The organism is Gracilibacillus saliphilus (genome assembly GCF_010994085.1).
GTDB classification, from domain to species: domain Bacteria; phylum Bacillota; class Bacilli; order Bacillales; family Amphibacillaceae; genus Gracilibacillus; species Gracilibacillus lacisalsi.
On the sequence record NZ_WJEB01000023.1, the window covers coordinates 68,869 to 94,718 of the forward strand.

The 25,850-nt window shown below is 36.8% G+C and carries 20 protein-coding genes, 2 tRNA genes and 1 other annotated feature; of the genes, 17 read left to right on the plus strand and 5 right to left on the minus strand.

The features are described 5' to 3' along the window. Positions 1–90 precede the first annotated feature (90 nt). The 14 genes from yaaA (at position 91) to GHT08_RS14950 (ending at position 15,681) form a co-directional block, all read left to right on the plus strand. Positions 91–315: a S4 domain-containing protein YaaA gene (yaaA, locus tag GHT08_RS14885; RefSeq protein ID WP_163582199.1), complete on the plus strand. Its 225-nt coding sequence runs from the start codon at positions 91–93 to the stop codon at positions 313–315. A gap of 25 nt (positions 316–340) precedes the next feature. After that, positions 341–1,453 carry a DNA replication/repair protein RecF gene (gene recF / locus GHT08_RS14890; protein WP_163582201.1) on the plus strand — a complete coding sequence of 371 codons (1,113 nt, stop codon included), beginning with the start codon at positions 341–343 and terminating at the stop codon, positions 1,451–1,453. Between the two features lie 14 nt (positions 1,454–1,467). Next, positions 1,468–1,755: an extracellular matrix regulator RemB gene (gene remB / locus GHT08_RS14895; protein ID WP_018933829.1), complete on the plus strand. Its 288-nt coding sequence runs from the start codon at positions 1,468–1,470 to the stop codon at positions 1,753–1,755. A 40-nt stretch (positions 1,756–1,795) separates the two neighbouring features. Continuing rightward, positions 1,796–3,715, plus strand: a complete 1,920-nt coding sequence (gene gyrB, locus GHT08_RS14900; RefSeq protein WP_193568309.1) for a DNA topoisomerase (ATP-hydrolyzing) subunit B — start codon at positions 1,796–1,798, stop codon at positions 3,713–3,715. Positions 3,716–3,777: 62 nt separating this feature from the next. Continuing rightward, positions 3,778–6,252, plus strand: a complete 2,475-nt coding sequence (gene gyrA / locus GHT08_RS14905) for a DNA gyrase subunit A (protein WP_163582202.1) — start codon at positions 3,778–3,780, stop codon at positions 6,250–6,252. Between the two features lie 23 nt (positions 6,253–6,275). Continuing rightward, a complete protein-coding gene (locus GHT08_RS14910) occupies positions 6,276–7,361 on the plus strand; it encodes an HD-GYP domain-containing protein (protein WP_238343595.1) in 1,086 nt (361 codons plus the stop codon). 446 nt (positions 7,362–7,807) lie between these two features. Further along, positions 7,808–9,280 carry an IMP dehydrogenase gene (gene guaB, locus GHT08_RS14915; RefSeq protein ID WP_163582206.1) on the plus strand — a complete coding sequence of 491 codons (1,473 nt, stop codon included), beginning with the start codon at positions 7,808–7,810 and terminating at the stop codon, positions 9,278–9,280. A gap of 348 nt (positions 9,281–9,628) precedes the next feature. Then, positions 9,629–10,975 carry a D-alanyl-D-alanine carboxypeptidase family protein gene (locus GHT08_RS14920; protein WP_163582207.1) on the plus strand — a complete coding sequence of 449 codons (1,347 nt, stop codon included), beginning with the start codon at positions 9,629–9,631 and terminating at the stop codon, positions 10,973–10,975. A gap of 105 nt (positions 10,976–11,080) precedes the next feature. Beyond that, on the plus strand, positions 11,081–11,965 hold the full coding sequence (gene pdxS, locus GHT08_RS14925; protein WP_018933868.1) for a pyridoxal 5'-phosphate synthase lyase subunit PdxS: 885 nt from the start codon (positions 11,081–11,083) through the stop codon (positions 11,963–11,965). Positions 11,966–11,985: 20 nt separating this feature from the next. After that, on the plus strand, positions 11,986–12,555 hold the full coding sequence (gene pdxT / locus GHT08_RS14930) for a pyridoxal 5'-phosphate synthase glutaminase subunit PdxT (protein WP_163582209.1): 570 nt from the start codon (positions 11,986–11,988) through the stop codon (positions 12,553–12,555). 36 nt (positions 12,556–12,591) lie between these two features. Continuing rightward, positions 12,592–12,804: a binding site (T-box leader), on the plus strand. Positions 12,805–12,923: 119 nt separating this feature from the next. Next, positions 12,924–14,198, plus strand: a complete 1,275-nt coding sequence (gene serS, locus GHT08_RS14935; protein ID WP_163582210.1) for a serine--tRNA ligase — start codon at positions 12,924–12,926, stop codon at positions 14,196–14,198. 157 nt (positions 14,199–14,355) lie between these two features. After that, positions 14,356–14,448, plus strand: a tRNA-Ser gene (locus tag GHT08_RS14940). A gap of 234 nt (positions 14,449–14,682) precedes the next feature. Next, complete coding sequence (gene proC, locus GHT08_RS14945) at positions 14,683–15,513, plus strand: pyrroline-5-carboxylate reductase (protein WP_163582212.1); 831 nt, start codon at positions 14,683–14,685, stop codon at positions 15,511–15,513. Positions 15,514–15,607: 94 nt separating this feature from the next. After that, positions 15,608–15,681, plus strand: a tRNA-Arg gene (locus GHT08_RS14950). Positions 15,682–15,685: 4 nt separating this feature from the next. Here GHT08_RS14950 and GHT08_RS14955 read toward each other — a convergent pair. From GHT08_RS14955 to GHT08_RS14970, 4 genes are read right to left on the minus strand one after another with little or no spacing between them, the layout of a single operon-like run. Next, positions 15,686–15,850 (minus strand): hypothetical protein, encoded by a 165-nt coding sequence (locus GHT08_RS14955; RefSeq protein ID WP_163582214.1) that lies wholly within the window; start codon positions 15,848–15,850, stop codon positions 15,686–15,688. A 1-nt stretch (position 15,851) separates the two neighbouring features. Then, positions 15,852–17,096 carry a Ger(x)C family spore germination protein gene (locus GHT08_RS14960; protein WP_163582215.1) on the minus strand — a complete coding sequence of 415 codons (1,245 nt, stop codon included), beginning with the start codon at positions 17,094–17,096 and terminating at the stop codon, positions 15,852–15,854. Continuing rightward, complete coding sequence (locus tag GHT08_RS14965; protein ID WP_163582217.1) at positions 17,093–18,181, minus strand: GerAB/ArcD/ProY family transporter; 1,089 nt, start codon at positions 18,179–18,181, stop codon at positions 17,093–17,095. Before GHT08_RS14965 ends, GHT08_RS14960 begins: the two co-directional genes overlap by 4 nt. A 21-nt stretch (positions 18,182–18,202) precedes the next feature. After that, positions 18,203–19,690, minus strand: a complete 1,488-nt coding sequence (locus GHT08_RS14970; RefSeq protein ID WP_163582219.1) for a spore germination protein — start codon at positions 19,688–19,690, stop codon at positions 18,203–18,205. Positions 19,691–19,879: 189 nt separating this feature from the next. Between GHT08_RS14970 and acsA the strand changes: the two genes are divergently transcribed. Next, positions 19,880–21,598: an acetate--CoA ligase gene (gene acsA, locus GHT08_RS14975; protein ID WP_163582220.1), complete on the plus strand. Its 1,719-nt coding sequence runs from the start codon at positions 19,880–19,882 to the stop codon at positions 21,596–21,598. A gap of 281 nt (positions 21,599–21,879) precedes the next feature. Beyond that, entirely contained in the window at positions 21,880–23,658 is a 1,779-nt protein-coding gene (ggt, locus tag GHT08_RS14980; RefSeq protein WP_163582222.1) for a gamma-glutamyltransferase, read from the plus strand. Positions 23,659–23,922: 264 nt separating this feature from the next. Here the strand turns inward: ggt and hmpA are convergent, their stop codons facing one another. Next, positions 23,923–25,146 carry an NO-inducible flavohemoprotein gene (gene hmpA, locus GHT08_RS14985; protein WP_163582224.1) on the minus strand — a complete coding sequence of 408 codons (1,224 nt, stop codon included), beginning with the start codon at positions 25,144–25,146 and terminating at the stop codon, positions 23,923–23,925. A gap of 234 nt (positions 25,147–25,380) precedes the next feature. On the opposite strand from hmpA, the gene GHT08_RS14990 reads away from it, so the two are divergent. After that, positions 25,381–25,824, plus strand: a complete 444-nt coding sequence (locus tag GHT08_RS14990) for an RrF2 family transcriptional regulator (protein ID WP_163582226.1) — start codon at positions 25,381–25,383, stop codon at positions 25,822–25,824. Positions 25,825–25,850 lie beyond the last annotated feature (26 nt).

The following is a 25,850-nucleotide window of genomic DNA, read 5'->3' on the forward strand; positions in this document are numbered from 1 at the left end:
TTACTTTTATATTTAGCAAATGTTTAGTAAAATAGATAGAAGGGCTATACTATAACCAATATCTTTCTTAATAACAAAGTAGGTGAAATGATGGAAGAAAAAATTGAAATTTCAACAGATTATATCCCTTTAGGACAGTTTTTAAAATTAGCCAATATACTCGAGTCAGGTGGTATGATTAAAGTTTTTTTACAAGAAAATGGTGTCTATGTGAATGACGAATTAGAGACACGCCGTGGTAAAAAACTTTATCCTGGGGATACAGTCTATGTAGAAGATGTTGGTACGTTCGTAGTAATAAAAAGCGCGGAATAAAGGTTAAATTCGGAAGGAAATTCGAATGTATATACAACAATTAAGTTTAACTCAATATCGCAACTATGATCAGTTATCTGTTCAGTTCGACGATAAAATAAACGTGATCATTGGAGAAAATGCTCAAGGCAAAACAAACTTAATGGAAGCTATCTATGTGTTAGGATTCTCCAAATCACATCGAACCACAAAAGATAAAGAATTAATCCAATGGGAGCAAAATTATGCTAAAATAGAAGGTAGTGTATTTAAAAGAAAGCAACAGTTCCCACTTGAAATACAAATTACCAATAAAGGTAAAAAAGCTAAATTAAACCATTTAGAACAAAAACGTCTTAGTGATTATATTGGTGCATTAAACATTGTGATGTTTGCACCTGAGGATTTAAATCTTGTGAAAGGGAGCCCTCAAATTAGAAGACGTTTTATTGACATGGAAATAGGCCAAATCCAACCAATCTATATCTATCATCTTGGACAATATGTCAAAATCCTAAAACAACGAAATCATTTATTAAAGCAATTGCAAAAACGTAAATCAAATGATCTCACCATGCTGCGTGTCCTGACAGAGCAAATAATTGAACATGCTGCTATTATCTTAGAAAAACGCTTTATGTTTATGAAGCGTCTGCGTGCCTGGGCCAATGAGATACACCGAGGAATCAGCAGAGGAATCGAAGATTTGGATTTACAATATACTCCTACTATTGATGTATCAGAGACAGATGAAAAGGAAAAAATAGGAACAGTTCTAGCAGAGTCATTTGAGAAATTAGAAACGAAAGAAGTTGAGCGTGGTACAACCTTAATAGGTCCACACAGAGATGATTTAGTCTTCTATGTTAATGATAAAAATGTTCAAACATTTGGGTCACAAGGCCAACAAAGAACAACTGCGCTATCTTTGAAACTCGCAGAGATAGAACTGATCTATCAGGAAATTAATGATTATCCTATTTTGTTATTAGATGATGTCTTAAGTGAATTAGATGATTTCAGACAGTCCCATTTATTAGATACGATTGAAGGAAAAGTCCAAACCTTTGTCTCTACAACCAGTGTGGATGGTATTCATCATCAGACACTGGAGAAGGCAGAGATTTTTAGAATAGATAACGGAAAAATAATCGAGTAAAAAGTAGGGATATTATGTTTATTCACATTGGAGATGACCATGTTATTCAATCTAAAGATGTGATAGGAATAATTGATTACAGTTTAGTAACTTCCTCTACGATCAACGAGGAGATGCTAGAAGAACTGAAAGAGAATGAACAGGTCGTTGTATCAGAAGAAGATGTAACAAAGGCAGTAGTAATTACTGCTGACAAAGTATATTATAGCCCGTTATCGGTTTTAACATTAAAGAAAAGAGCCAGTATGATTTCCACTATCAGCAGATTAGAGGATTATTCTGAAAATGGTGATGAAGAATAAAGATAATCAATGAGAGAGAATGTAGGTGATTGAATTGACAATGGAAGAAAATACGCCACTAGAACAAGCCTATGATGCAGATCAAATTCAAGTATTAGAAGGCTTGGAAGCAGTACGAAAAAGGCCGGGAATGTACATTGGTTCTACCAATGAAAAAGGACTTCATCATTTAGTCTGGGAGATTGTTGATAACAGTATCGATGAAGCACTGGCAGGTTACTGTGATCATATCGAGGTTTTTATTGAAAAAGATAATAGTATAACAGTAGTCGATAACGGTCGTGGAATTCCAGTAAGTTTACATGAGAAAACAGGTCGACCTGCAGTAGAAACCATTATGACTGTCCTGCATGCTGGTGGAAAATTTGGTGGCGGTGGTTACAAAGTATCAGGTGGTCTGCACGGAGTTGGGGCTTCCGTCGTAAATGCTTTAGCTACTGAACTAGAAGTGCATGTTCACCGTGATGGGAAATTGTATTATATTAGTTTTTCACGCGGTAAACTGAACAAAGAATTAGAATTAATTGGTGAAACGGATATCACAGGAACTAGAACTCGTTTTAAACCAGATCCTGAAATATTCACAGAAACTACTGAATATAACTACGAAACTTTAGCGACAAGATTACGGGAATTAGCCTACCTTAATAAAGGTTTACGAATCTCCATTCAAGATAATCGAGAGGACAGTGAGCCAGAAACCTTTTATTATGAAGGTGGAATCGGGTCCTACGTGGAGCACTTGAACCGTTCAAAAGAAGTATTACATGAGCCGTTTTATGCAGAAAAAGAAGAAGATAATATTCAAGTAGAAGTAGCATTACAATACAATGATGGATTCGCAAGCAATATCTATTCATTTGCCAACAATATTAGTACCCATGAAGGTGGTACACATGAATCTGGTTTTAAAACGGGCCTTACTCGTGTTATTAATGATTACGCACGCAAGAATAACTTATTCAAAGAAAACGACCCGAATTTGACCGGAGATGATGTAAGAGAAGGTTTAACAGCGATTATCTCCGTTAAGCATCCAGATCCACAATTTGAGGGGCAAACGAAGACGAAGCTAGGTAATAGTGAGGCAAGAACCATTACAGATTCAGCCTTTAGTGAGCTATTTTCGAAGTTTTTATTTGAAAATCCTAATACAGCAAGAATTATTGTCGATAAAGGCTTAATGGCTTCAAGAGCTAGAATGGCAGCGAAAAAGGCTAGAGAATTAACAAGACGTAAAGGTGCTTTGGAAGTTTCCAATCTTCCAGGGAAACTAGCCGACTGTTCGTCACGAGATGCCACGATTAGTGAACTGTATATTGTAGAGGGGGACTCTGCAGGTGGTTCTGCCAAGCAAGGGCGAGATCGTCATTTCCAAGCGATTTTGCCATTGAGAGGTAAAATATTGAATGTCGAAAAAGCAAGATTAGACAGGATTTTATCTAACAATGAGATTCGTTCAATTATTACGGCACTTGGTACCGGGATTGGCGAAGAATTTGATATTTCGAAAGCACGTTACCACAAAATTGTCATTATGACCGATGCAGATGTTGACGGTGCACATATTAGAACCTTGTTATTAACCTTTTTCTTCCGATTTATGCGACCGTTGATTGATTATGGTTATGTCTATATTGCACAGCCACCTCTTTATCAAATCAAACAAGGTAAAGCTGTACATTACACTTATTCAGATAAAGAGTTAGATCAATTATTAGCAGAATTACCTAAACAGCCAAAACCAGGTTTACAGCGTTACAAAGGTTTAGGAGAAATGAATGCAACACAGCTGTGGGAAACAACAATGGATCCTGAAGGACGTACATTGTTGCAAGTAAGTTTGGAGGATGCAATGGAAGCTGATCAAATTTTTGACATGCTTATGGGAGATAAAGTAGAACCACGCCGTAATTTTATTCAGGATAATGCGGTATATGTTAAAAATTTAGATATCTAATCCAGTTTGAACAGAATAGCAATTTTCACGTCTTCCTGCAGTGAAATAGGAGGTAATCAAATATGGTGGATCAAAACCGTCCACAAGTTCAAGAAATTAATATAGGGCAAGAAATGAGAACATCTTTCTTAGATTATGCAATGAGTGTTATTGTATCTCGTGCATTACCTGATGTTCGAGACGGGATGAAACCTGTTCATCGTCGAATATTATATGCGTTAAATGACCAGGGTATGCATGCGGATAAAGCATATAAGAAATCAGCTCGTATTGTTGGGGATGTTATTGGTAAGTATCACCCCCATGGTGACTCTGCTGTCTATGATGCAATGGTAAGAATGGCACAAGATTTTAGTTATCGCTATATGCTTGTTGATGGCCATGGAAACTTTGGTTCAGTTGACGGTGACCCACCAGCGGCAATGCGTTATACAGAAGCCAGAATGTCTAAGATTTCAATGGAAATGTTACGGGATATTAATAAAGATACGATTGATTACATGGATAACTATGATGGTTCGGAAAGAGAACCGAAAGTATTACCTGCTAAGTTCCCTAACCTGTTAGTGAATGGTGCTTCTGGTATTGCTGTAGGGATGGCAACTAATATCCCTCCACATCATTTAGGTGAAACGATTGATGCTATCTTAGCAATTAGTCAGAATCCAGAAATTTCTATTAGTGAATTAATGGAAGAATATATTTATGGCCCTGATTTCCCGACAGCTGGTGAAATTTTGGGTCGAAGTGGTATTAGAAGAGCCTATGAGACTGGTAAAGGATCCATTACCATTCGTGCCAAAACAGCGATAGAAGAACAAGCGAATGGTAAATCAAGAATCCTTGTTTCAGAAATTCCATATCAAGTCAATAAAGCTAAGCTAGTCGAAAAAATTGCTGATTTAGCTAGAGATAAACGTATCGAAGGTATCACTGATTTACGAGATGAGTCAGACCGTAATGGTATGCGAATTGTAATTGAACTACGTCGTGATGCGAATCCAAACGTCGTATTAAATAATTTATATAAACAGACATCCTTACAAACTTCTTTTGGTATCAACATGCTAGCCTTAGTGGATGGACAGCCGAAAGTATTAAACTTGAAACAGTGTCTGGTATATTATTTAGAGCATCAAAAAGAAATTATTACGAGAAGAACGCAATATGATTTAAATAAAGCGGAAGCACGTGCACATATCCTCGAAGGTTTACGGACGGCATTGGATCATATTGATGCGATTATTACTTTAATTCGCCAATCCAAAACAACTGAAATTGCTCGTGATGGCTTAATGAATCAATTTAACCTGTCCGAAAAACAGGCGCAAGCAATTTTAGATATGCGTCTACAACGTCTGACTGGTTTAGAACGGGAAAAGATTGAAGATGAGTATAGCCAGATTGTAGCGTTAATTAAAGAATTGAAGGAAATCTTGGCGAATGAAGAGAAAATTCTCGAAATTATTCGTGAAGAATTATTAGAAATTAAAGAGAAGTACAATGATGAAAGAAGAACAGAAATTGTATCTGGTGGAATAGATCTGATTGAAGATGAAGATTTAATCCCTGAGGAAAGTATTGTTATCACATTGACACACAGAGGCTATATTAAACGTCTACCGGCTTCGACCTATCGAGCACAAAGACGCGGTGGTCGTGGAGTACAGGGAATGGGTACGAATGATGATGATTTTGTCGAACATTTAGTTTCTTGTTCAACACATGATACGGTTCTGTTTTTCTCTAATAAAGGAAAGGTATACCGTTCTAAAGGGTATGAAGTTCCTGAATTTAATCGTACAGCTAAAGGTATTCCGATTATCAATTTATTAGAAGTGGAACAAGGCGAATGGATTAATGCCGTTATCACGGTCAGTGAGTATAAGGAAGACTGGTATTTATTCTTCACAACCAAGTATGGTATATCTAAGAGAACGTCACTTCCTCAATTTGCAAACATCCGTAAAGGTGGCTTGATTGCACTAAACTTGCGAGAAGGCGATGAATTAATTTCTGTTCGTTTAACAGATGGCGATAAAGATATTTTAATTGGTACTAAGAATGGCTATGTCATTCGATTTGAAGAAAGTCAAATCCGTGCTATGGGAAGAACAGCAGCAGGTGTCAAAGGTATTTCATTACGTGAAGATGATGAGGTTGTTTCGATGGAAATTCTGGAGGAAGACCAGTATGTACTGAACGTAACCGAGAATGGTTATGGAAAAAGAACACCTGTTGACGAATATCGTAGAACCAATCGTGGCGGTAAAGGGATATTTACTGCTAACATTACTGAAAAAACTGGTAGAGTCGTAGCAGTGAAGAATGTAACGACTGAAGAGGATATTATGATTATGACAGTATCTGGTGTCCTCATTCGTATGCAGGTAGAAGGTATCTCAACGACAGGTCGAAATACACAAGGGGTTCGACTGATTAGACTACAGGAAGAGGAAAAAGTTGCAACAGTAGCTAAGGTGGATCGTGAAGAAGAGATTGTTGAAGAAGGTAATGAAGAAGAGATAGAAAAATAGTAAAGGGTGTGATCTATTTGCAGGTGCATCCACAACAACTCATACCAGGATGTATTGTTACTAAACCAATATTAGGGAAAACTAAGCATCCAATTATTGATAAAAATACAGTCATTACAGAAGAACATATTCAAGTTTTAAAACACTTTAATATTGATTTTGTAGAGGTATCGGAAAAATTAGCATCTGGGAGTCTTTTCACCCCTGAAAAAGTTATCGATACTGAGCATGCTTTACGAAAAAATGTCCAAAGGGACTCACGAGATTCCTTTGAGACTTTATACCTTAATGCTGTCTCAGGATACAAAGCAATGTTTCAAAAATGGCAAGGTGGAAGTTCTATTGATATCTATCAAGTAAGAAAATTAATGATGCCATTATTTGATTATGTAAAAGATATTAATTTAGATTTATTTTTATTGCATAAATTTGCTTCAAAAGAAGACTATTTCTATCATCATGGCGTATCCATTGCCTTGCTATCCGCACATCTAGCTAAAAAACTAGGCTATCAAAAAGATTGGGTCCAAGTAGGGCTTGCAGCTATTTTGGCTGATTGTGGGATGGCTAAATTAAGTAAAAATTGGCTCATGAAAGAATCAAGATTAACCATTGCTGAATATGAGGAAATAAAGAAACATCCGACATTATCCTATCGAATGGTCGAGGATATTCCTTATGTAACAAAAGATATGAAAATAGCGATATTACAGCATCATGAAAGAATAGATGGTAGTGGATATCCAATTGGAGTAAAAGATGAGAAAATACATCCTTTTGCTAAAATTATTGCAGTCAGCGATACTTACCATGCCATGACGTCAGAACGTGTTTATCGTAGAAAGCAATCACCATTTAAGGTAATGGAAGAGATGTTGAAGTTGAAGTATCAAAAATTTGATTATCCAGTACTGCAAAAATTTATTGATACACTTATGAATTACACGATCGGTACCCGTGTTATGCTCTCAACTGGTAAAGAGGCGTATATTATTTTCGTTGATTCCAATCAACCAACAAGGCCGATGGTAAGATTAATGGATAGCGATGAAATCATTAAGCTAGACGAAAAACAAGCAATCTTTATTGAAAATATTATTACAGAATAAACAGGTGACCACAACGGTTGCCTGTTTTTTTATGAAAAATATAGTGCACAAAATTCATATACTGCGAAGTAACGTAGGATATGGAAAAGGATATCCCCGGAAGAGAAGTCCTGTTAACTTTGTAACTAAGCTACTTCACAGTTTATATCTAATGTGATTTAGAAGAGATGTGGATGGGGTTATGTCTTTGGTTCATAGTATATTCTATTAATGTAAAAAAAATTTATATGTTGTAACCTCTTACATTATTGATTTGATCATATCGCCATTTTAAGCGAGTGGAATAGCGAAAAAAAAAGGTTGAAAAACCCTAAAACATATCGTATTGTAAATAACAATAGTTAAGGATATAACCCTCAAAAAATAGATGAAACTCTAGTAATAGAGAGCTTCATTTCCCATCCATTATTTCACAATATAACCAAAAAATTTAAGGAGGTTCACCGATGAGAACAGATAAATTTAGTAAAGAAGGTTTAACGTTCGACGATGTGTTATTATTACCAGCGGAATCAAATGTACTACCTAGAGATGTATCAATTAAGACAAAGCTATCAGAAAATATTACGCTTAATATTCCATTTTTAAGTGCAGGAATGGATACTGTAACAGAAGCGAAGATGGCTATTGCGATTGCCAGACAAGGTGGAATCGGTATTATTCATAAAAATATGTCGATTGAGGAACAGGCAGAACAAGTAGACCGTGTGAAACGCTCTGAAAGTGGCGTTATTTCGAATCCATTCTTCCTATTGCCTGATCATCAAGTTTTTGATGCAGAACATTTAATGGGCAAATTCCGTATTTCCGGTGTACCTATTGTAAATAATGAGGAAGAGCAAAAATTAGTAGGGATTTTAACCAATCGTGACTTACGCTTTATTGAAGACTATTCGATTAAAATTGCTGATGTGATGACAAGTAAAAACCTAGTAACAGCACCAGTTGGTACAACATTAGAAGAGGCAAGTAAAATCTTGCAAGAACATAAAATTGAAAAATTGCCACTAGTTGATAATGATAATGTGTTAAAAGGACTTATTACAATCAAAGATATTGAAAAAGTAATTGAGTTTCCTCATTCTGCTAAGGACAAGCAAGGACGCTTATTAGCCGGTGCTGCTGTTGGTGTAACTGCTGATTCGATGACGCGTATTGATAAACTAGTAGAAGCTGGTGTAGATGTATTAGTTATTGACACAGCACATGGCCATTCACAAGGTGTTATTGAACAAGTTAAACGCGTTCGAACTAAATACCCTGATACTGATATTATTGCTGGTAATGTCGCAACTCCTGAAGCGACAAGAGCACTTATCGAAGCAGGAGCGAATATTATCAAGGTAGGGATTGGCCCTGGTTCTATCTGTACAACTAGAGTGGTAGCAGGTGTAGGGGTCCCTCAAATAACAGCAGTTAATGATTGTGCAACGGAAGCACAAAAGTACAATATTCCTGTTATTGCTGATGGGGGTATTAAGTACTCTGGTGATATCGCCAAGGCAATTGCAGCTGGTGCGCATGCTGTAATGTTAGGAAGCTTGTTTGCAGGAGTATCAGAAAGCCCTGGTGAAACAGAAATCTTCCAAGGTAGAAGATATAAAGTATATCGTGGTATGGGATCTGTAACATCCATGAAATCTGGTTCTAATGATCGATATTTCCAAGACTCACAAGATGCTAAGAAGCTGGTTCCAGAAGGTATTGAAGGTCGTGTAGCTTATAAAGGACCTTTAGCCGATACGGTTCATCAATTGATTGGTGGTCTCAGATCTGGTATGGGTTACTGCGGGTCTGCTGATATCGAAGCGTTACGAAATGATGCCAAATTTATTCGTATGACAGGGGCAGGATTACGCGAAAGCCATCCACATGATGTTCAAATTACGAAAGAATCGCCAAACTATTCCCTATCATAATTCAACATATAGTAATAAGGATAGAGGAAAACTTGGGGTTACCCAAGTTTTCTTTATCTGACGAGGAAGGAAAGTATAAAAAGCGCCAGAAACTAGACGACTTCACGAATCGCCCTACGATAAAGAAGACTTGCCGATTGGTGAAACCTGAGGCTTAGTCGCACTGTGAAAGTCATCATTGGTTCGTAAACTCACCATGATTCCTTTATCTCAGTTCATTCTGAAGCCGCTACGTTTCTAAGCGGGCGCTTTGCGCTTTTCTTAATGATAGTCATAAAGCGTTATTTTCTATTTGAAGTAGTTGTGATAAAATTGTTTCGTGTAAAAAAATAGTCGGAGGTAGGAAAAGTGAAAGATGTAATGAAAAAGATAAGTGTTTTGGTAGTGGTTGCATTATTAATGATCACTACATTTTCTATGAATAGTTTACAAGTACAAGCCGCAGAGAATATAGAAATTAATGCAGAATCTGCTATCATCGTCGATGCTGACACAGGGAAAGTTTTATATGAGAAACAATCTGATTTAAAATTACCTCCAGCTAGTATGACGAAAATGATGACGGAATATTTGGTGCTAGAAGCCATTAATGAAGGTCAAATCAGCTGGGATACAACTACTCAAATTAGTGATTACGCTTATTGGTTAGCATCTCCTGGTAATAATTTTTCGGGGATTGGTTTAGTTCAGGATAAAGACTATACAGTCCGTGAATTATATGAAGCAATGGCAATTTACTCTGATAATGGTACAACGGTTGCACTATCAGAGTTAATAGCAGGATCAGAAGGCGAATTCGTAAAAATGATGAATGAAAAAGCAGAGGAAATGGGCTTACCAGAATATAAATTTGTTAATTCTACCGGTTTAGCGAATTCTGATTTAGGTGATTACCACCCAGAGGGAACTGAACCAAATGAAGATAACCTGTTATCAGCACGTTCTTCAGCTTTGCTAGCCTATCATCTTATTAATGATTATCCTGAGGCTTTGGAGTATTCCAGTAAGACGACAACTGAATTAGATGACAGAGTGTTAGAAAATTGGAATTGGATGTTGCCTGACTGGGATAATGATAACTTTTCTCAATATTCATATGAAGGTGTAGACGGTTTGAAAACAGGTCATACAGATGCTGCAGGACATTGTTTTACAGGTACAGCCCAACAAGGAGATCGTCGCATTATTACAGTAGTGATGAAAACGAGTAGTGAAGGCGAACGTTTTGTTGAAACGAAAAAATTAATGGAATATGGGTTCTCCCAATTCGAAACAGCAGAACTATTTCCAACTGGTTTCCAATTAGAAGGAGAGTCTAATATTTCTGTTTCAAAAGGGAAAGAAAAAGAAGTAGGTATTGAAACAGCAGAAGCGTTTGAAACAATGATCAAAACAGGTGAAGAAGACTTATATGATGTACGATATGAGCTTGATGAAGATAAATTAACAGAAGACGGAGCATTAGAAGCCCCACTTGAAGAGGGAGAAAAAATAGGAGAAGCCGTTCTTCAGTATAATGGTGATATAGATTACGGTTATATTGGTGGAGATACAGCGGATCAACGTGTAGATCTAGTTACGACTGATGCAGTTGAAAAACAGAATTGGTTTATGCTAGCACTAGGTGCGATTGGAGACTTCTTTGCGAATGTTTTTACAACAGTGGTAGATTTCTTTAAAGGTTTATTCAGTTAATTTAATTCCGATGACAGCAGTTGGCATTTGTGTATTTTTTGTTATATAATGTAAGAGGATGAAATAGATCGTTTTATAGTTCATAATTTTAGGAGGAACATAAGAATGTCTAAAGTAGGTACAGATAGAGTTAAAAGAGGTATGGCAGAAATGCAAAAAGGCGGCGTTATTATGGACGTTGTCAATGCAGAACAAGCAAAAATCGCTGAAGAAGCTGGAGCTGTAGCAGTTATGGCATTAGAACGAGTACCATCTGATATTCGTGCAGCAGGTGGAGTAGCTCGTATGGCAGATCCTACGATTGTAGAAGAAGTGATGAATGCTGTTTCTATTCCGGTTATGGCAAAAGCCCGTATCGGTCATATTGTAGAAGCTCGTGTACTGGAAGCAATGGGTGTAGATTATATCGACGAGAGTGAAGTATTAACACCAGCAGATGAAGTGTATCACTTAAATAAAAGAGATTACACTGTACCATTTGTATGTGGTTGTCGTAACTTAGGTGAAGCAGCTCGTCGTATCGGTGAAGGTACGTCCATGTTACGTACAAAAGGTGAACCTGGTACAGGCAACATTGTCGAAGCAGTTCGTCACATTCGTGAAGTAAATGCACAAGTTCGCAAGCTAGTTAATATGAATGAAGATGAAATCATGACATATGCTAAAGAATTAGGTGCTCCATACGAAGTACTTCTTGAGATTAAAGAAAATGGTCGTTTACCTGTTGTAAACTTTGCTGCGGGTGGTGTAGCAACTCCAGCAGACGCAGCACTAATGATGCAACTAGGTGCAGATGGAGTATTTGTTGGTTCAGGTATCTTTAAATCAGATAATCCTGCTAATTTTGCAAGAGCAATTGTAGAAGCAACAACACATTATGAAGACTACGACTTAATTGCAAAAGTATCCAAAGGCATTGGTACAGCGATGAAAGGTTTAGAAATTAGTACAATTGCTCCTGAAGAGCGTATGCAAGATCGTGGTTGGTAAGTAGTGAGGAGTTAAAAGTAATGGTGAAAATAGGAGTATTAGGTTTACAAGGTGCGATTCGTGAACATATTCGTTCCGTTGAAGCAGCTGGAGCTGAAGGGATCATTATTAAGTATAAAGAACAATTAACTGATATAGATGGACTAATCATACCTGGTGGCGAGAGTACAACGATGCGTCGACTCATCGATAAATATGATTTTTTTGAGGCATTAGTTGACTTTGGTAAACAAGGAAAGCCGATTTTTGGTACTTGTGCAGGCCTAATCTTGTTAGCAAATGATATTGTTGGACAAGATCATGCACATTTATCATTAATGGATATGAAGGTTGAACGCAATGCTTTTGGCAGACAGCGTGAATCTTTCGAAGCTGAAATAGATATAAAAGGTGTTGCAGATCATTTTGAAGCAGTCTTTATCCGCGCTCCATACATCATGGAGGTTGGACCTGAAGTAGACGTATTAGCTACTTATCAGGATAAAATTGTTGCAGCACAACAAGGTCATTATCTATGCAGTGCTTTTCACCCAGAACTAACCGAAGACCATCGTTTAACAGAATACTTTGTCAAAATGGTGGAAAAATAATATAATAATAAATATAGTTTGTTGAAAAACTGATATCAAAAAGCAATGATAGGAACTAGTAGCTTATTGTTTTATATAAGAGAGCCGGTGGTTGGTGCAAATCGGTATAAAAGATAAGCGAATCCATCCTGGAGTGGTGCGTGGAAATCATAGTACATGTACCCGGCAAGAAGCCGTTATTTTGAAAGAAGCCGGGAGAAGTCTATTCTCCAATCAGGGTGGTATCGCGGGTAAACTCTCGTCCCTACTAACAGTATGGGGCGGGAGTTTTTTATATTCAAAAATGAACATATTCCGTAGTGATCAAATTACTTTCAACACTTAAATAATGGGAAAAAGTAAATAAAAAATTTTAGGAGGTAATCGTTATGTTAGACATGAAAATGTTGCGTAAAAATTTTGCTGAAGTGAAAGAGAAATTAGCACACAGAGGTGAAGATTTAACCGATTTGGATCGTTTTGGAGATCTTGATGAGAAAAGAAGAGATCTTATCGCTGAAACAGAACAATTGAAAGCGAAGCGAAATGAAGTATCTAAACAAATTTCTTTATTGAAAAAAGAAAAGAAAAATGCAGATGACATGATTACTGAAATGCGTGAAGTAGGCGATCGAATCAAAACAATTGATCAAGAACTTCGACAAGTAGAAGAAGAACTGGAATTATTGATGTTATCTATTCCAAATATCCCACATGAATCTACTCCTATTGGAGAGACAGAAGATGACAATGTAGAAGTACGTAAATGGGGAGAAGTACCAAGCTTTGATTTTGAAGAAAAACCACATTGGGATCTAGCAACAGAATTAGACATATTAGACTTTGAAAGGGCTGCAAAAGTGACAGGAAGCCGTTTTGTCTTTTATAAAGGATTAGGTGCTCGCTTAGAACGTGCACTCATTAACTTTATGATGGATTTACACGCAGATGAGCATGGTTATCAAGAAATATTACCACCACATATGGTAAATCGCGCAAGCATGACAGGTACGGGTCAATTACCTAAATTTGAAGAAGATGCTTTTCAAGTAGATGGTTGGGATTATTTCTTAATTCCAACTGCTGAGGTTCCTGTAACGAATTATCATCGTGAAGAAATATTAAAAGCAGAAGAACTACCAAAAAAATTCACTGCTTATAGTAGCAATTTCCGTTCTGAGGCAGGTTCAGCAGGACGAGACACTAGAGGTTTAATTCGTCAGCATCAATTTAACAAAGTAGAATTGGTGCAAATTGTACAACCAGAGGATTCTTATCATGTATTAGAAGAATTAACAGGGCATGCGGAAAAAGTGCTTCAACTGCTAAAATTACCTTATCGTGTAATGAGTATGTGTACGGCTGATCTAGGTTTTACAGCTGCAAAGAAATACGATATTGAAGTATGGATGCCAAGCAATGATACGTATCGTGAAATCTCTTCTTGTTCTAATTTTGAAGATTTTCAAGCAAGACGTGCTGGTATCCGATTCCGTCGCGAAGAGAAAGGAAAACCGGAGTTTGTTCATACGTTAAACGGTTCTGGGTTAGCAGTAGGTCGTACTGTTTCTGCTATCATTGAAAACTACCAACAAGAAGATGGTACTGTAAAAGTTCCAGAAGTATTGGTACCATATATGGGTGGGAAAACAGTGATTCAATAAAGTGAGACTATGATCAGTGGAGGGTTTACTCCCACTGATCATTAGCTACACTTATCAGTGTGTTAGCATCTATCCGAAAAAAAATTGAGATAGAAGAAAAAAACTATTGACTCTATTTTGGGAGTATGCTATATTATTACTTGTCGTCAGCAAATACGGAGGAGTACCCAAGTCCGGCTGAAGGGAGCGGTCTTGAAAACCGCCAGGGGCTTCACGGCCCGCGGGGGTTCGAATCCCTCCTCCTCCGCCATTATTTGAACACAAAATTGGAGATTATATATGTACGAGAATCGTTATCATGAGATAGCGGTTTTTTTTTTGTTCTTTGCGCGGACATTTACTCCGCTATTCATAGATAATAGCGCTAATTTCCAATAAAGGATTAAATGTCCGTTCAACAAACTTTTATTATCTTTTTCTTGTTGCCCTCTTCTTGTTATCATTTATAATAGGGGAAGAGTATACATATGATGGAGGGCTTATGATGAATTTACGGGAGAAACGAATAGCTTTTTTAGGTGCGGGTTCTATGGCAGAGGCGATTATCGCTGGGATGATTGCTAAACAAATAGTCCCTGCTGATCGAATCATTGCGACTAATCATTCCAACAAAGAACGTTTAACAGAAGTAGAAAATAAATATGGTATTAGAACATCACAATCGAAAAAGGATGTAGTTAGTCAAAGTGATATCATTATTTTGGCGATGAAACCGAAAGATATTCAACCTGCCATTACTGAAATAAAACAGTATCTAAGTGAAAGTAAAATTGTTGTGTCATTATTGGCTGGTATCTCTACTCGATATATGGAGCAACTAATAGGTCTCCGTAATGCAGTTGTCCGTGTTATGCCTAATACATCGGCAATGATTGGACAATCTGCTACAACGATAACTGCAGGACGATATGCTACTATTTCAACTGTCGGTTTAATAAAGCAACTGATGACATCCATCGGTACGACAACATTAATAGAAGAAGAGCAAATGGATGCTTATACGGCTTTAGCGGGCAGTGCACCTGCGTTTTACTATTACATGGTGGAAGCAATGGAGCAATTTGTAGAGGAACAAGGATTGCATAAAGAAACAGCGAAGCCTTTAATGGCACAAACGATTAAAGGTGTTGCAGAGATGTTAGCTACAACAAGTGAGGCACCGGCAACATTACGAAAGAAAATTACAAGCCCTGGTGGTACGACAGAAGCAGGACTTAAAACATTAGCACAACATGAATTTCAACAAGCAGTCATTGCATGCTTAGAGCAGACTACTAAAAGATCAAAAGAACTTAGAGAAATGTTTGAAAAATAAACAGTGAGGAAGGAGAGCCTTGCCATTTATCTTAAGATTTATTAAGATATAAAGTGGTGTCTCTCCTGATCTTCTCATTAAGTATTTATATCATGACCCCGTAGCTCAGTAGGATAGAGCACTTCTCTCCTAAAGAAGGTGTCGGAGGTTCGAATCCTCTCGGGGTCGTATATTATTTGAATAGTTGATAGCAAATGGTGATGAAGATAATAAAAGGTATGATCGATAAAATGGCTATCCCCCCCATTTTATTACCATCGTGAAATGTTGCTAGACTATGCATAACTAGGCGATAGCAAATGAAGATGGCTAACATAATCGGAATAATGCTCCACATTTTAGTCCCTCACTTCATCTAGATTAGAATCATTAATCATCTTTCCAAATTCTAATTTTTCCATTTTATAGTTAACAGTAATCTTTGCATTTGGATATATTTTCTTATGCCAATCAGCCTCTTCATAGTCTTTCACACTTTTAAAATATTTACGCACATACAGTGACCAATAAAATGGATCAGAACGGTACTCCTCTTGTGATTTACGGATTAATTCAGCTGTTTTTTCGTTTAATCGCTTAGTAAGAGTTTCTTTTAATACTTTTTGGTCATCTTTATTTTGAGAATATTTTATTAAACTAGGTACCGCTAAAATTTCTACTTGATAAGGAATTTGTACATCAATTATGGTTGGTTTTTCTTTATGATATTGTATGTTGATGCTTGGGTCTTCTTTTTGTGAGTAATTATACGCGATTTGATATTCAGGCATTAATGGATCAGGAATAGTTGCAAATAAGGTTTCCATTTCTAATGTATTATCTAATATTTGAGCTAAACGCGTTTCTTCACCAGTTAAGGTATCGATCATTTGACCTTCTTTAAACACGGCAGATCCCATGAATTGAGTTGGTGACCCCCCAATTTGTGGTATTTCACCAGCGATATATTGATCTTCTGTTTTTTTATTTTCTGTTTGATCGGATTGCTCTGTTGTAGCATAAATCCCTAAGAATAGGTCTGCATCTCCTTCGGTTATTTGAAAGAAACGGTGTAAGGTTGCTTCTGGGATAATTCCTGTTTGAGTAGCACGATTGAGCATAAATTGATAATATTTATGTGGCCTTTGTTCCATTAGCGGTTTATTGTTATTAATGAAATCACTTGCATCCTCTCTTGAAACAACTAATTGTACCCCTCTTCGTATTTGCGGTGATCTTGAAGCAGATTGAATAACTCGAATAAAGTCTTCATCCCTCGCTAACTCTTCTGAAACTACGATGACCTTGGTATGATCTAATGTAATCTTTTTAGTCACAAAGGAATTAGCTGTATGGGTAGCGCTGAGGATATCTGCACCATCTACAGTAACAATTTCTGCCGGAGCTTCATCAACGCCACCTTGTCCTGCAGCAGATCCTACTTCAGGGTTGGCGATTTGATATGTAAAGGCGTATACTCCTTTTCGATCCGTTTTATCGATACCCATCGCAACCACATATGATTGTTGTTCAAGCTCGATTCGATCATAACAACCAGCAAGTAGTAACATTATGAAAAGAAAAACAAATGGCTTTCTGTTCATCGTTTCAAATCTCCTTTAACTAAAGCGATGATCCATAAGAGAACCGGAAGAATAATTAAAAAAGGTGACATGATTGTAATTAACGATTCATGGAGTACTAACTCATTTGTAACGGAATTAATTGGTAAAAGACCAATCATTATCACTAAAAAACTAAAAGGTAAAAGAAGTGGTTCAAAATTTCGTATCGCAAATATTTCTCCAAATATCCAAGCTGTAATGTAAATAAATATAATAAACTTTAAATAAGCGGCAAAAAGCCAGAAAACCATAAAAATAGTCTCAATATTCGTAAAAAATTCACCAAATTGAATATATTGTATAATATCATGGAAAGGGAATGCTATTTTTCCTATTGAATTATAATCAAATACTGTAATATAAACGAAATAAAATAAAACGATTTCTAATATAGCGATAATACTGGCGATTATCACTCCTTTAGTAAACATTTGTGTCTTTTTTGCAGATTGGTAAGCAATGAGTAGAAAAAAAAGCTCAGCAAAAATAGCTGTAGTTTTAACCCCTTCTGATAACATGATTGGTAAACCAGATCCAAAAATAGGAAAGACGCGTTGTATGACGATATTACCCATGATGAGAATAATAACTAAGGCTGCAGATAGTTTGATAATTGGAAGTGCAACCCAAGAGGTATAGCCTATCACCTCAAATCCTCTCTTTGCCCCAAAAAAGACAATACCAAAAAAAATGAGATAAATTATTTCGGTAGGAGACTCAGGAAAATATAAAAGTTTAATTTGTTCCACATAATTACGACTGTTTAAAGTAAGCGTGAGAAAAGTGAATAAAAAAAGTAAAAGTCCAATTATTTTACCAACCCATTTTCCAGTAATGGTTTCTATTAATTCGATCATATTTTTATGTTGGTATCTATTCAGTAGGTAAAGCATGATCAAAAAGCTAGGGAAGATACATACAAACGCGATCACTGGAATTAACCAAAAACCATTTTGAGCTTTTTGAGCCAATAGTGCAGGGGTGGAATCTGCTAATTTGCTTCCTATTACGATTAAAGTAATCGCAAGGATTTCTTTTGTCTGTAAAAACCCATTGTTTTGCATGATATCCCACCACCTACTTCATTATGATTTCGCCTTTTTTCGTATATCTTTTGGACGTAAATATTCCGGGCGAAACAATTCCTTTTTTAGTGCTTTACGAAATACGGTATCCTCTGATGAAATAAAGTGTGGTGACATTGGTGAAAAGAACGGGATACCGAATGATTTGATTGATGCCGTGTACATAAAAAATAATAAAGATGCACCAGTCAATGCGAGCATGCCATATGTCCCAGCAGCTAGAATGAACAGAAAACGCATTATTCGAATTGTAAAATTAATATTAAGATCTGCTAAAGCGAAAGACGATAATCCAGATAATGCAACAACAATCACAACAATCGGACTAATAATATTTGCTTCTACAGCAGCTTGTCCCAAAATTAGTGCGCCAACAATACCAATTGTTGGTCCAAGCGGATTAGGAATACGTAATCCTGCTTCACGAATTAGTTCAAAAGCAATTTCCATAATTAATACTTCAAATATTAATGGAAAAGGTATACGTTCCCGTGAAGCTGTTATAGCCAATAATAAATCTGGAGGAATCATTTCACTATGGAAATTAGCAATTGCTACAAAGGTTGCTGAAATCATTAGGGTTAAATAGAAAGAGAGTAAGCGAATTGCTCGAGTAAAATTCCCATAAAAAAACCGTAAGTAACGATCTTCTGGATAATGGAAAAATGACCAAAAAGTAACAGGGACAATGAGACAAGCAGAAGAACTATCCATTAATATTACAATAAAGCCCTCTTCTATATACGAAGTTGCTTTATCCGGTTTTTCCGTGTATAGAATAGTTGGTAATAATGAATAAGGACGTTCCTCTAAATACTGTTCTAACATTTCAATGTTCCGTACACTATCTGTTTTGATATCTTTTAGTCTAGATCTGAGATTTTCCAGAATATCGTTATTTACTAAGTCTTTTAAATAGATAAGGTTAACTTCATTTTTTGAACGTTCACCTATTTGAATACCTTCATTGATGAGTTGGCTATTATGTAATTGTTTTCGAATCAAGGAAATATTAGTGTTCATTGATTCAGTAAAGGCATCTTGAGGGCCTTTGATCGTTGTTTCATTTTCAGATTTAGAGACAGCTCGATGTTGGAAATCTGCAACATCCATAGCGTAGGCCGTTTTGTCTTCTTCTATAAATAAAATTACTTTCCCACTATTAATATTTTCATTTACAGTTTCGAAATCTAAAACTTCTTCAATATTCTCAATAGATACTACATTATCAACAGAATCTCCATTATTTTCTAATAGAGGTTTAATAATATTTAAATTGATCCTTGCACCATCAACTATGGAGCTGTAATAAAAAAGGCATGCTTCTTTCTGATTGAACTTCAGTTTCAATGTTCTCATTGAAAAATCTTTATTTAATTTATATGAGAATAATTGTTTCATCTCTTGAATATTGCTAGATAATGAAGATGAGATATTTTTGAGAGATGGTCTGGACTTACTTTTTCGCTGACCAGAAAGTGAACGCATCGAGTTAAACTCCTTCTTGGTGAATCTTATCTGATGAATAGCCTTTACAGCTTTTTATTGAAATATGCATTAAATGAAGTTGTAAAAAATGGGACTTAAATATTTGATTTCTTTACTTTATCCGTTAAAATGTATTGTAAGGGGTTTCAATTGTTGAAAAATGTTCATAATTTTTTGAGAGGTGATACGATGGATATGACAAAAGTACAGCCAAGACCGGGAACACATAATGTAAAGGATCTGGAAGCAATAAGAAAAGATTTCGACTGGGAAGAAATTAAGAAAGATTTTAGCTGGTATAATACTGGTAAGGTTAATGCTGCTTATGAAGCAATTGACCGCCATGCAGAAAATCCGAATAAAAAAGACCAAGTGGCATTGTTATATTCCGCACCAGACCGTGAAGAAAGTGTCACTTTTGATCAATTAAGCAAGCAAAGTAATCAAACAGCAAATATATTTAAAAAGTACGGAATTCAAAAAGGAGATCGCGTTTTCTTGTTCATGCCAAGAAGTCCAGAGTTTTATGCAAACTTTTTTGGGATTCTAAAAATAGGTGCTATTGCCGGACCATTATTTGAGGCATTTATGGAACAAGCGGTACGTGACCGTTTGGAAGATAGTGAAGCGACAATGTTAATTACAACACCTGAACTTCTAAACCGTGTGCCTGTTGATGAGTTACCTGATTTAAAGCAAATTGTTTTAGTAGGCGGTACAGATAATGTTAAAGGTGATAATTATATTGATTTCGAGGAAGAAATGGCAGAGGCATCTGATGAATTTGATATAGAATGGGTAGATAGAGAAGACGGTATGCTCCTGCATTATACTTCGGGTTCTACTGGTAAGCCGAAAGGGGTCTATCATGTCCATAATGCCATGATTCAACATTATGCAACAGGTAAATGGGTAATTGACTTTAAAGAAGATGATGTTTATTGGTGTACAGCTGACCCAGGATGGGTAACAGGTACAAGTTATGGTATTTTTGCTCCATGGTTAAATGGTGTAACCAATGTTATTAGAGGTGGTCGTTTTTCACCTGAATCTTGGTATGAAACGTTAGAAAAACATCATGTGACGATATGGTATACAGCACCAACTGCTTTACGTAAGTTTGTCAGCGCTGGTGACGAATTAGTGAAAAACTATGATTTATCTACATTACGTCATATTTTAAGTGTCGGAGAACCATTAAATCCTGAAGTGATTACTTGGGCATTACGGGTACTGGATTTGCGTATTCATGATACGTGGTGGATGACAGAAACAGGTGCGATGTTAATTGTCAATCTGCCAAGTATGGAAATTCGCCCAGGTTCGATGGGAAGACCAATTCCAGGGGTAGAAGCAGCCATAGTAGATAACGAAGGTAATGAATTACCGCCAAATCAAATGGGGAATTTAGCAATTAAAAAAGGTTGGCCATCGATGATGCGTGCAATATGGAATAATCCGGGAAAATATGAAAGTTATTTTATAAAAGATTGGTATGTTTCTGGAGACAGCGCTTATATGGATGAGAATGGTTATTTTTGGTTCCAAGGTCGTTTAGATGATGTAATCAATACTTCTGGTGAACGTGTCGGGCCATTTGAGGTGGAAAGTAAATTAATTGAGCATAAGGCAGTCTCGGAAGCAGGGGTTATCGGTAAACCTGATCCAGAACGTGGAGAAATTATTAAAGCTTTTATTACGTTAAATCCGGGGTATGAGGCTTCGGATGAATTGTTGGAGGATATTCGCCAATTTGTTAAAACTGGCTTAAGTGCACACGCTGCCCCTCGTGAAATTGAAATTAAGGATAGTATTCCAAAAACACGAAGCGGTAAAATTATGCGTAGGCTATTAAAATCTTGGGAACTAGGCTTACCAACAGGAGACACCTCTACGTTAGAAGAATAAGTAAGAATAAAAGGCTAGCATCATTGTGCTAGCCTTTTAGCTTGTATGGAAAGAAAGTATAAAACCAGCGCAATGACCGTGTTAAACGAAGTGATTATTTATAGCATTTAGGACAAATTTACTTGCCTGTTTTTAAAACCAAGACGAAAGAACTGTTTTTACTATTATGGGAGGAAATGGAGAATAAAAGCACGAATTGTTATAGCAATTTGAATGTTGAAGGAGGGACATTTGGTTACCAAATTTCGCTATTATCCATATTTTTAGGGAGGAGAGATTGGATGAAAAAGTTGTGCATGCGAATAACATTTTTATGTATGATTTTAATCATTACAGCAGGAACCCTTCCAACCGCTGCATGGGCAGCAAAGTACGATACGGATTATGAAAACTTTGATTTAGTTGCTACCTCAAATGGAGGAATGGTATCGACATCTCATGGAATAGCAACGCAGGTAGGTGCCGATGTTCTGAAAAAGGGCGGTAATGCAATGGATGCCACTATTGCCATCCAGTTTGCATTAAACGTCGTGGAGCCTATGATGTCTGGAATCGGTGGTGGCGGTTTTATGATGGTTTACAATGGTGAAACGGATGAAACAACTATTGTAAATAGTCGTGAACGTGCTCCGGCTGGTGCAACTCCAGACATGTTTTTAGATGACAATGGTGATCCTATTCCTTTTAGTCAGCGAATCACACAAGGGACAGCAGTTGGCGTTCCAGGGACATTAAAAGGATTAGAAACAGCTCATGAAAAGTGGGGCACTCTTCCATTTCAACAATTGATTGGACCTGCAATTAAGCTTGCTAAAAATGGCTTTCCTGTAGATGATTATCTTGCTCAATCTATTGTGAACAATGAAAATAAAATACGAAGAACGGCAGCTCAAGAGGTATTTCTTCCAAATGGAGAACCACTGCAAGAGGGTGAGATTCTTATTCAGGAAGATTTAGCAAAAACATTTAAACTGATCCGGGCAAAGGGGACGGATGTTTTTTATAATGGTGAAATTGCAGAAGCACTGGCAACAACCGCCCAAGAATTTGGTGGTTCCATGACCGTTGAAGATTTAGCACAATATGATGTGACGATAGACGAACCGGTATGGGGCGAATTTCAAGGATATGACATTGCCAGCATGCCACCTCCAAGCTCTGGTGGAGTATTTCTTCTACAAATGTTGGGGATTCTAGATGATTTTGATTTATCCCAGTACGAACCAAGATCTTGGGAAAAATATCATTTATTAGCGGAAACGATGCATTTGGCATATGCTGACCGTGCTGCATATGCTGGAGATCCGGAATTTGTTGATATTCCGGTTTACGGTCTCCTTCATCCCGATTACCTTGCTGAACGTAGGGCACTAATTGATTTAGATTCTGTTAATCAAATTCCAACAGCTGGTGATCCATGGTTATATGAGCATGCATCACCTGATTATGAGATCACAGAACAGCCAGATGATAGAGAATATGGAGAAACGACACATTTTACTGTGGCTGACAAATATGGCAATGTTGTTTCATATACTACAACGATTGAACAAGTATTTGGTACTGGAATTATGGTGCCAGGCTATGGAATTATGTTGAACAATGAGTTAACCGACTTTGATGCTGTACCAGGTGGTGCGAATGAGGTAAAGCCTAATAAACGTCCGTTAAGCAGTATGACACCAACGATCGTATTTGAAGATGATCAACCAGTATTAACGGTTGGTTCTCCTGGCGGTCCTACTATTATTACTTCCGTCTTGCAAACCATTATTAATGTGGTTGAATATGGAATGGAACCAGAAGATGCTGTTGCAGAACCTAGGATTTATACGAACAACCTGAACTCCTATCGCTATGAAAATGGTATCGGAAGTGAGGTTATCAATCAGTTAAATTCTATGGGGCATCAATTCGGGTCTTCTCCAACAAGCATTGGTAATGTTCAAAGTATTTTACTTGATCATGATAGAGGATTATTAAAAGGTGTTGCAGATAATAGAAGAAACGGAGCGGCAATTGGAGTCGATTTAAACGGAAATGGTAAAGGTAAACAATAAATAAAGTAAAGAGAGCGGGACATAACTAAATAGGTAGAACGAAAATCCGAACAATCTAAACTAAGCGTAGGCAAAATACGTAGACTCCTGTGGAAACAGCACGAGTCGAAGATCCACTGTGTGAAGTGTTCTTCTTCACACAGTTAGCTGAGGCCGTGCCCACGGAAAGCGAAGTATTTTGCCGAAGCGGTTGTGTATTCAGAAAATAACGTTCGGATTTTTCCTATCTATTTACTCTTTTGTCCCAGCCTCTTACTTTATGAGCTATGCTTCTAAATCTCCTTTAGGGCCGAAGAATTCATAATGAATATCTTCTTCATCCACCTGCCAATCCTTTAATGCCTTATAAATCGCCTTCATAAATGGCTCAGGACCACAGAAGTAGAAGGATGCTTGATTCGTTGGCAAAACAGATTGTAACCATGCTAAATCGATAAAACCTTTTTTATCACAAGCATTAGCATCTTCAGGTTTTTCATAAATAGTAAAAGTATGAACATGGTCATACTGATCCGCAATTTGCTTCACAGTATCCTTTAAACCATGTACCCTTTCATGTTGCGCGGCATGAATATAATAAACTTCACGATTAGGCTGTTGTGTTACTACTGTTTCTAACATACTTGTTAACGGTGTTAGACCAACACCACCACTGATTAGTACAAGTGGCTTCTTCTTCTGATTAAGTACAAAATCCCCAGCTGGTGCACTAAGTTCTATCACGTCTCCTTCATGAATGGACTCATGAAGATAGGTAGATACTACTCCGTCAGGGCTATCTCCAATACCATCTTCTCTTTTTACACTAATACGGAAAAATTCTTTATTTGGTCTGCAGGATAAACTGTATTGACGCTGACAAGTGTATGGAATCGATGGAATATCGAGTTTTACTGTTATATATTGACCAGCTTCAAAATCTGGTAGAAGCCCATTATCAGCTGGTTTCAAATAGAAAGAGGTAATTACATCACTTTCCTTCACTTTTTGAATGACACGAAAGCCACGATACCCAATCCATCCCCCTGGTTTCTGTTCAGTTTCTTCATACATTTCTTTTTCGACTTCAATAAAAGCATTGGCAATCAGATCATATGCTTTTGCCCAAGCTGTAATAATTTCATCTGTTGCTGCATCTTTCAAGACATCCTTCATGGCCTTTAGTAAATTTTCGCCAACAATTGGATAATGCTCTGGTTTAATGTTCAAACTCCGATGTTTATGAGCAACTTGATTTACAACTGGTAAAATGTTTTCTAATTGGTCAATATTTGCTGCAGCAGCATACACTGCGTTTGCTAATGCTTGAGGTTGTTTCCCCTTTCGTTGATTAGTCTGGTTAAAAATATTTTTCAATTCCGGATGGTTGGTAAAAAGTAATTGATAAAACCTCGAAGTAATCGCAGTTCCATGTTCAGCTAGTACGGGAACAGTTGCTTTTACTGTTTCAATTGTTTTCGCTTCAAGCGCTTGAGTAGATTGTGACATCACGAACACTCCTTGTGAATTAAATTTAAGCCCGTTTTTCGACTTAGCTTTACTCATTCGATCTTTAATCAAACATTAATTACAAACATGTATTTAAAATACATGTTTAATTATATAAAAAATTTGGAAAGTTTTTCAATAGCCTGTTGGCTAAAGTTATGACAATTCTGTTAAAAGCGAGATAGCGATTTTGACTATTTTCGGGTAAAATGAAGTAGAGAAGGGGAGTATTTCATGCGTTTAAAAAAATACACAGACTTTGCATTGCGAGTTTTGATTTATACAGGAACGAGTGAAAGAAAAGTAAGCATAAAAGAAATATCGGATACTTTTTATATATCAACCGAGCATATCCGCAAAGTAGTTCACCAATTAAGTGTGGAAGGATATATCAATACCACACGGGGACGAAATGGCGGTATTCTGTTAATGAAAGATCCGGATGAGATAAATATTGGAGAAGTCATTCGTTTAATGGAAAATGATTTCTATTTAGTGGAATGTTTTGACGGGGAGCACAATCAATGTGTGATTACACCTGCCTGTAAATTACGATCAGTTGTAGGAGAAGCGATGCGTGCCTTTTTTGAAGTATTAAATCAATATACTTTAGCAGATTTGATTGTGAACAAAGATGATTTAAGAACATTAATGGATATAAAAGAGGAGCAATCATAAATAGATTACTCCTCTGTTTTATTAAA

What these genes read in the sequence shown, in the direction of transcription:
- GHT08_RS14970 (WP_163582219.1), bottom strand. Translation starts at nt 19,690, where the DNA reads ATGCGTTCACTTTCTGGTCAGCGAAAAAGTAAGTCCAGACCATCTCTC.
- guaB (WP_163582206.1), top strand. Translation starts at nt 7,808, where the DNA reads ATGAGAACAGATAAATTTAGTAAAGAAGGTTTAACGTTCGACGATGTG.
- serS (WP_163582210.1), top strand. Translation starts at nt 12,924, where the DNA reads ATGTTAGACATGAAAATGTTGCGTAAAAATTTTGCTGAAGTGAAAGAG.
- proC (WP_163582212.1), top strand. Translation starts at nt 14,683, where the DNA reads ATGAATTTACGGGAGAAACGAATAGCTTTTTTAGGTGCGGGTTCTATG.
- GHT08_RS14955 (WP_163582214.1), bottom strand. Translation starts at nt 15,850, where the DNA reads ATGTGGAGCATTATTCCGATTATGTTAGCCATCTTCATTTGCTATCGC.
- yaaA (WP_163582199.1), top strand. Translation starts at nt 91, where the DNA reads ATGGAAGAAAAAATTGAAATTTCAACAGATTATATCCCTTTAGGACAG.
- pdxS (WP_018933868.1), top strand. Translation starts at nt 11,081, where the DNA reads ATGTCTAAAGTAGGTACAGATAGAGTTAAAAGAGGTATGGCAGAAATG.
- remB (WP_018933829.1), top strand. Translation starts at nt 1,468, where the DNA reads ATGTTTATTCACATTGGAGATGACCATGTTATTCAATCTAAAGATGTG.
- GHT08_RS14965 (WP_163582217.1), bottom strand. Translation starts at nt 18,181, where the DNA reads ATGCAAAACAATGGGTTTTTACAGACAAAAGAAATCCTTGCGATTACT.
- hmpA (WP_163582224.1), bottom strand. Translation starts at nt 25,146, where the DNA reads ATGTCACAATCTACTCAAGCGCTTGAAGCGAAAACAATTGAAACAGTA.
- acsA (WP_163582220.1), top strand. Translation starts at nt 19,880, where the DNA reads ATGGATATGACAAAAGTACAGCCAAGACCGGGAACACATAATGTAAAG.
- gyrA (WP_163582202.1), top strand. Translation starts at nt 3,778, where the DNA reads ATGGTGGATCAAAACCGTCCACAAGTTCAAGAAATTAATATAGGGCAA.
- gyrB (WP_193568309.1), top strand. Translation starts at nt 1,796, where the DNA reads ATGGAAGAAAATACGCCACTAGAACAAGCCTATGATGCAGATCAAATT.
- ggt (WP_163582222.1), top strand. Translation starts at nt 21,880, where the DNA reads ATGAAAAAGTTGTGCATGCGAATAACATTTTTATGTATGATTTTAATC.
- GHT08_RS14990 (WP_163582226.1), top strand. Translation starts at nt 25,381, where the DNA reads ATGCGTTTAAAAAAATACACAGACTTTGCATTGCGAGTTTTGATTTAT.
- recF (WP_163582201.1), top strand. Translation starts at nt 341, where the DNA reads ATGTATATACAACAATTAAGTTTAACTCAATATCGCAACTATGATCAG.
- pdxT (WP_163582209.1), top strand. Translation starts at nt 11,986, where the DNA reads ATGGTGAAAATAGGAGTATTAGGTTTACAAGGTGCGATTCGTGAACAT.
- GHT08_RS14960 (WP_163582215.1), bottom strand. Translation starts at nt 17,096, where the DNA reads ATGAACAGAAAGCCATTTGTTTTTCTTTTCATAATGTTACTACTTGCT.